General features: G+C 67.9%; 8 protein-coding genes. 3 read left to right on the forward strand and 5 right to left on the reverse strand.

Translation table 11 applies throughout. From position 1 onward, the window contains the following. Window position 1: 1 nt before the first annotated feature. A complete protein-coding gene (locus tag V5A53_RS12310) occupies window positions 2–700 on the reverse strand; it encodes a type 1 glutamine amidotransferase (protein ID WP_332313913.1) in 699 nt (232 codons plus the stop codon). Between the two features lie 92 nt (window positions 701–792). Next, entirely contained in the window at window positions 793–1,575 is a 783-nt protein-coding gene (locus V5A53_RS12315; RefSeq protein WP_332313914.1) for an alpha/beta fold hydrolase, read from the reverse strand. A 379-nt stretch (window positions 1,576–1,954) separates the two neighbouring features. On the opposite strand from V5A53_RS12315, the gene V5A53_RS12320 reads away from it, so the two are divergent. Continuing rightward, the gene (locus tag V5A53_RS12320; protein ID WP_332313915.1) at window positions 1,955–3,052 is read left to right on the forward strand and encodes an aminotransferase class V-fold PLP-dependent enzyme; all 1,098 of its coding nucleotides are present in this window, start codon (window positions 1,955–1,957) and stop codon (window positions 3,050–3,052) included. A 97-nt stretch (window positions 3,053–3,149) separates the two neighbouring features. Next, window positions 3,150–3,308 (forward strand): DUF7563 family protein, encoded by a 159-nt coding sequence (locus tag V5A53_RS14595; RefSeq protein ID WP_442928698.1) that lies wholly within the window; start codon window positions 3,150–3,152, stop codon window positions 3,306–3,308. Between the two features lie 43 nt (window positions 3,309–3,351). On the opposite strand, the gene glmM is transcribed toward V5A53_RS14595, so the two are convergent. Together glmM and V5A53_RS12330 are read right to left on the reverse strand one after the other, a co-directional pair. Beyond that, the gene (glmM, locus tag V5A53_RS12325; RefSeq protein WP_332313916.1) at window positions 3,352–4,656 is read right to left on the reverse strand and encodes a phosphoglucosamine mutase; all 1,305 of its coding nucleotides are present in this window, start codon (window positions 4,654–4,656) and stop codon (window positions 3,352–3,354) included. A gap of 50 nt (window positions 4,657–4,706) precedes the next feature. Further along, entirely contained in the window at window positions 4,707–4,886 is a 180-nt protein-coding gene (locus V5A53_RS12330) for a hypothetical protein (protein WP_332313917.1), read from the reverse strand. A 59-nt stretch (window positions 4,887–4,945) separates the two neighbouring features. Here V5A53_RS12330 and rpiA point away from each other — a divergent pair, with 59 nt between their 5' ends. Beyond that, entirely contained in the window at window positions 4,946–5,629 is a 684-nt protein-coding gene (gene rpiA / locus V5A53_RS12335; protein WP_332313918.1) for a ribose-5-phosphate isomerase RpiA, read from the forward strand. 83 nt (window positions 5,630–5,712) lie between these two features. Here the strand turns inward: rpiA and V5A53_RS12340 are convergent. Then, window positions 5,713–5,876, reverse strand: a 164-nt coding sequence (locus V5A53_RS12340) for a DUF1931 domain-containing protein (RefSeq protein WP_332313919.1), incomplete at its 5' end; no start/stop codon positions are given.

Genomic DNA, 5,876 nt, shown 5'->3' on the forward strand with positions numbered 1-5,876 from the left:
GTCAGTCGTCGGCTGGCGTCGCCTCGCCCCGCGTCGCCCGAACGGTCCGACAGAAGTTATCGAAGATGCTCTTCGCGGGTTTCGCCGCGCTGTAGGCCTCGTCCGTGATTCCCGCACAGACCGACTCGATTCGCTCCTCGGGGAGGTGGTCCTTCCCGCGGACGACCTCCTCGGCGGTCCGTGGGTCGTATTCGGGGTGGGACTGGATGCCGTAGACGTTCCCGTGGCGGAAGCCGTGGATCCCGTAGTCGTTTTTGGCGATGCGGTCGGCGGCCTCGGGGAGTTCCGTCACGGCGTCGGAGTGGGTCGTGAAGACGGTGAACTCCTCGGGGACCCCTTCGAAGAGGTCCGCACCCGAGTGTCGGACCGTCCGGTAGCCGAGTTCGTATTCGCCCATCGGCTCGACGGTGCCGCCGAGGGCGTCGGCGAGCAACTGGTGGCCCCAACAGACCCCGAGGGCCGGGACCCCACAGTCGAGGGCGTCCCGAACGAAGGCGCGCGTCTCGTCGATCCACGGTTCGTCCCAGTAGACCGAGGCCCGCGACCCGGTCACGACGAGGCCGTCGAAAGCCTCGTGGTCCGGGAACTCCCGGTCGACGACGTCGAACCGAGCCACGTCAGCGTCGAGTTCTCGACGGAAGTTCCGTGGCGTGTTCGGGTCCTCGTGGGAGGCGTCCAGCAGCGCGATTCGGGGTCGCATCGGACGTGGATACCGCTTCCATACTTAAAAAGCGCGCGTCGGCGGGAACGCTCGCGGCGGCCTATGACGCCGTACATCGGCCGAATCGTCGGTCAATCGTCGGTAGCGTCGCTTTCCTCGATGAATTCGGCAATCACGTCCGTCACAGCCGCCGAGTGCTCGATGAAACACCACCGTTTCCCCTCGACCGGCTCGAAGCGCCCCCGCGGCAGGTCGGTCGCCAGATCCTCACCAACCGACGGCGGGACGACGGGGTCGTCGACGCCGTGGAACACCAGCGTCGGCAGGTCGACCTCGTAGAGCGGGCCGGACTCGAAGCCGAGGGCAGCATCGATGTGGCCGCCCCGCGCGTCGCCGACGGCGTCCTCGTCCTTGCGCCACTTGACGATGTCGTCGGTGAGTCCGGTCTCCGCGAGGAATCGGTCCGAGAAGGCGAGACTGAGTGATTGGCGGATGCGCGTGGGGTCCGATGGGTGCAGACCCGCCAGCGCGTCGGCGTCGATGGCGTCTCCCGTCGGCGCGACGCCGAACAGCGTCAGCGAGCGCGCACGGCTGTATTCGCGGGCATACCGGAGCGCGACCATTCCACCGAGTCCGGCGCCGACGACGTGGGCACGCCTGACATCGGCGTCGGCAAGGACTGCTTCGAGGTCCGCCGCCAGTCGGTCGACTGTATACGGGCCGTCGGTATCGGAACCGTCGGTTCCCCGCTGGGCGTAGACGACCGTGTGGTGGGCGCCTGCCAACGTCGGTGCCTGCCAGCCCCACAGCCACGGCCCCGTGGCCGTACCGGAAACGAAGACGACCGTCGGACGTTCCGGGTCGCCCTCCGTTTCGTACTGGATCGTGGTTCCGTCCGTCTCGACTGTGGGCATGTCTGGGTGTTCGGTCGGGTGGCGTATGCGCGTTTTGGGTTCTGGGTAACTAGTGGTCTCTGGATTTTCCTGATTTAAAGTGCCAACCAGACCCGAAGCCCTCGGGCGGGTTGCGGTCGTTCAGCGACATATCCTCACTCCGTTCGGATAGTGGTCGCTGAACGACTCCACTTCGTCGCCACCCGCCCTCGCCCTTCGAGTCCACCAGGGCGGCACAGCACCCGCACCACCCACCTCCCCAACCGACTCCCTCCGTCGCTTCGCTCAGTCGGTCGTCCCTCGCACGCGTTACTCGCGCGCGCCGGAGTGGAAATACGAACTGTCACCGCGGATTGCCAACGCCCAAAACACCGTTACGCTGGCCGTCGAAGGCCGGAATATGGATCCGGAAGCCCTGCGTGCGGACATCCCAGCCTGCGACGACTGCGTCTATTTAAATACCGGCGCGAGCGGGCCGAGCCCGGAACGGGTCATCGAGGCCATCGACGCCGCCCAGCGACGGCAGGAGTTCGAGGCGTGTTCGGTCGGCCACTACGAGGCCGACGCCGAATTGCGCGAGGCGGCCCGCGAGACCGTGGCGGCCCATCTCGGCTGCCGACCGGCCGACATCGCGCTGGTCGCCTCGACGGGCGACGGCATCAGTCGCGTCGCCAACGCCGTCGACTGGCAGGCCGGCGACCGGGTCGTTCGGACGGACCTCGAACACCCCTCGGGCGTGTTGCCGTGGCGGCGACTCGCCGACCAGGGCGTCGAGGTCGTCACGCTGCCGTGTCCCGACGGCCGCCTGCCGATGGACGCTTATAAAGAGGCCGTCGCGGACGCCGAACTGGTGTGTCTCAGCTCCGAGAGCTGGCTACACGGGACGCGCCTGCGAGTCTCGGAGGCGGTCGATATCGCCCATGACGCGGGCGCGCTGGTGGTCGTCGACGCCGTCCAGTCGGTCGGCCAGCATCCGGTCGACGTCCGGGAATGGGGCGCCGACGCCGTCTGTGCCTCGGGCCACAAGTGGCTGCTAGGGCCGTGGGGCGCCGGCTACCTCTACGTCCGACCCGAATCGCTATCGTCGTTCGAACCCCGGCACGTCGGCTATCGGAGTGCCGTCGAACCGACGGGTGAGGGCCTGGAGTTCCACCCGGATGCCCGCCGGTTCGAGGTGTCGACGGCCGCGGTCGCGCCGTATGCTGGGCTTATCGAGGCCATCGAAACGCTGGAGGCCATCGGTATGGGCCGGATCGAAGCGCGCATCGAGCGACTGACCGACCGCCTGAAGGCCGGCCTGGGCGAGCGGTGTGTCTCGCCGGCCGACTACGAGTCGGGGCTGGTCGCCTTCGAGATCGAGGGCGACACCGAGGCGTTCGTCGAGGACGCCAAAGACGCGGGCGTCGTCGTCCGGCCAGTCCCTTCGGGTGCGGTGCGGGCGTCGGTTCACGCGTTCAACACGGCCGAGGACGTCGACGCGCTAGTGGCGCTGTGCTGACTCCGCAAAAATCAGCCGTTTTCGGGCCCGAGACGGGCGCCTGTGCGATACGTGTTGCCACACTATTATTATGTGTGTGTGGTCCAACGGTTCCTATATGCCGAAATGCCAGAACTGTGGCGCGTTCGTGACGGCAGCGTACGCTCGGGTTTTCACGCCGAACGGAATCGAGAATCCGCGCGTGTGCCCGCAGTGCGAAGACAAGATTCGCGACGGGTCGGACGTTCGTGAGGCGCGCTCGACGCGCCGTACGTGACTGGTCTCGATTTCTAACTACCTTCCGCTCTTTCGCCCGGCGGTTATCGGGCGTTTTCCACCAATTCCCGAGCAGTCTTCAGTAGCGCCTCGGCCGCCTCAGCCTCACGGGCCTCTGCCGTCACCCGGACCAGCGGCTGCGTTCCGCTGGCCCGAATGAGGAACCAGCCGTCATCGGTGCTGACTCGGACGCCATCCAGCGTTTCGACCGACTCGTACTCGGCCAGTACGTGCTCTTCGACGGCGGCCATCACCGCCTGCTTTTCCCCGGTTTCGACGTTGGCCCGCCGGATGGGATAGCTCGGAATCGCCTCGATGCGGGATTCGAGCGGTTCGTCCGCTGCCAGCGCGGCGATACGGACCGCCGCTAGCGGGCCGTCGGGACACAGCGTCGCCTCGGGCCATATCCACGCACCCGAGGGCTCGCCGCCGAAGGCCACGTCCGGTTGGGTCGCCGCCTCGGCCACGTAGACGTCACCGACGGGGGTTCGGGTCACGTCGACGCCGCGCTCGGCGAGGAAGTCCTCGACGGCGAGACTCGTATCGACCGGAATCGCCACGCGCTCGCCGGCCTCGGCGGCGTCGGCCGCGAAGAGCGCCAGCAGGGTATCACCGGGGAGGTAGGTCCCGTCGCCCGCGACCGCTCGCATCCGGTCGGCGTCGCCGTCGTGGGCGATACCGAGGTCGTAGTCGCCCTCGCCGACCAGCGTCGCCAGCGCCTCGCAGTTCTCGGCGGTCGGTTCGGATGGCCGTCCCGGAAACCGGCCGTCCGGTTGGGCGTTCAGCGTCTCGACGTCACAGCCCAACTCGACGAGGGCGTCGACGGTAACGCCGCCAGCCCCGTTGCCGACATCCACAACGACTGAGCGGTTCAGCGACCCGTCGACCGCATCGACCAGCGCCTCGACGTGGCGCTCTGCGGCCTCGGCGGTCGTCCGGTCGCCCAGCGTGTTCCACGCTTCGAGGTCGGGGTCGTCGGCCTGGATACGCTCGGTGATGCGCTGGCGGCCGGCCTCGTCGTAGGCCTGCCCCGAGGGCTGCCAGAGTTTCAGGCCGTTGTCCTCGGGCGGGTTGTGGCTCGCGGTCACCGAGACGCCGGCGTCGGCGCCCTCCCACGCGACCGCGCGGCCGACCGTCGGCGTCGCGGCACCCCCGAGGTCGAGTACGTCGGTGCCGGTCTCGCGGAGGCCCGCCGCGAGCGCGTCGGTCAACAACTCGCCGCTCTCGCGGGGGTCCCGGCCGACCACGACGCGGTCGGTTTCGGCGCCCAGCGCGCGGCCGACCCGAAGTGCGAGCGCCGCCGTCACCTCGTCGCCGACCGGTCCCCTGATGCCGCTCGTTCCGAACATACGTCGACGGTCGGTGGCCGCAGTGAAAACGATACCCGTCCCGTGTGGGCCTATTCGTCGGGTGACCACTCGCAGGCGTCACCGTAGGTGAGTTCGGCCTCGTCGATGTGGGAAGCGAGACAGGCGTAGTTGCAGAAGGCGCCGGCCTCGACGCGCTCGCCGCCCTGTGTTTCCTCGACGAAAACGGGCTCGTAGTTCGCGAGATCGCTGCCGCAGTAGGTACACTGCATGTCCGGCCGTCGATCCTGTTACCGCAAGGGCTTTTCCCGTATCGCCGCGAGACGCGCACATGAAGCAATCCGGCGGAACGGACGAAGGGAAGCGCCGGGCCGGCGAAAGCGCCGCCGACGCCGTCTCCGACGGGATGGTCGTCGGTCTCGGGACCGGTTCGACGGCCGCGAGGGCCATCCGCGAGTTGGGCCGACGGGTCGATTCGGGGCTCGACATCCGAGGAATTCCGACCTCCTACGAGTCCCGACAGTTGGCCCGAAAGGCCGGTATCCCACTCGTCTCACTGGCGGAGGCGACGCCAGATATCGCCATCGACGGCGCCGACCAGGTGGCCGACTTCGACCTCATAAAGGGCGGCGGCGCGGCACACGCCCGCGAGAAACTGGTCGACGCCGCGGCCGACCGCTTTCTCGTGGTGGTCGACGGGACGAAACTGGCGACGACGCTCGACCTGGCGGTGCCTATCGAGGTGTTGCCCGACGCCGAACCCGTCGTCTCGTCGGACCTCGAAGCCCTCGGTGGGACGCCGACGCTTCGGGACGCAGAACGCAAGGACGGCCCCGTCGTCACCGACAACGGAAACCTCGTCGTCGACTGCGAGTTCGGCGCGATAGCCGACCCGGCGGCGCTTGCGGCCGACCTCGCGGCGATTCCGGGGGTCGTCGAACACGGCCTCTTCGTCGAACTCGCCGACGAGGTCCACGTCGGGACGGAGACGGGCGTCGACGTGACCGAGCGATAGCAGCCACGACTGTCGGAGCAGGAGACGCGACACCCGCGGCTAGCCGGTGTAGCACGCGAAAAAACGGTGATGTTCTCGACGATTTAAAGGTCGCGCGGCTGGACCGTCTTACGGTCGTTCTCTTCGGCGCGACGTGCGGCGTCTTCGAGGAGTTCCTCGACTTCGTCGTCGAGGGCGTTGTAGAAGTCCGAGGCAACGTTCATGTCATCGAGCGCTTCCTTCACAGCGGCTTTGACGATCAGGTCTG

Source organism: Natronomonas sp. (assembly GCF_036625485.1).
Classification (GTDB): domain Archaea; phylum Halobacteriota; class Halobacteria; order Halobacteriales; family Haloarculaceae; genus Natronomonas.